Here is an 892-nt window from a genome sequence, read left to right on the forward strand (position 1 = left end):
GTGGGTGAAGTACTCAATAATTGGGACGCTACCTATACGTATAAGAAAAATGGGCTGCTCGATATGAGTACACAGAAGAATGGTAATAAGAATAGTTATACGTATGAGGGTACTAACCTTACTGAAGTCAAACAGAAGAAATATGACGGTACTAATTTAAATGTGTTCGGTTATGATTATGACAATAATAACAACCAAACAAGCAAAAGTGAAAATGGCGCATTGTTTTCGTTTACTTATGATAAGTTGAACCGGATTGAGACTTCAAGCCAATTCAATGAGCAGTATACGTATGATATTCGCGGAAACCGACAAACGCTGCAAAGCAACCAATCGCTAAATATTGCTGCAGGTAACTACGAATATGATGATCGCAATCGTTTGACAAAAGTAACCATGGATGATAGTAAAGTTGTATCGTATAGATATAATGGAGATGGATTACTATACGAACGTACCGAAAATGGACAGACCACGCGCTACTATTACGACGGAGCCAATATGATTGCTGAAGGTACAGTGGCAGCCAATGGTATCGCGGCTTTAAAGGCACGCTATATTCGTGGTAATGGACTTGTCGCTCGTGTGGATGCTAGTGGCAATAAAGTGTACTATCAAGTTAATGGACATGGAGATGTTGTTGGTGTAACTGATGGAGCAGGAAATACGCTCAATACATATAGTTATGATATGTGGGGCAATCCGATTGCGAAGCAGGAAACGGTGGCACAGCCGTTTCGTTATAGCGGGGAGTTTTACGACAACTCGACAGGACTTCAGTATCTACGAGCTAGATGGTATGATCCAAGTGTAGGGCGATTTATTAATGAAGATAGCTATGAGGGACAGATTGATAATCCGCTGAGTTTGAATCTTTATACGTATGTGCATA

1 protein-coding gene is annotated in these 892 nt (G+C 40.4%); it reads left to right on the forward strand.

Annotated features, from left to right (window positions below; translation table 11 throughout):
* On the forward strand, positions 1-892 hold an 892-nt coding region (locus ABRS97_RS28030; RefSeq protein WP_367819458.1), incomplete at both ends, for an RHS repeat-associated core domain-containing protein.

It is taken from the genome of Paenibacillus tabacirhizosphaerae, assembly GCF_040812395.1.
Taxonomy (GTDB): Bacteria; Bacillota; Bacilli; order Paenibacillales; family NBRC-103111; genus Paenibacillus_E.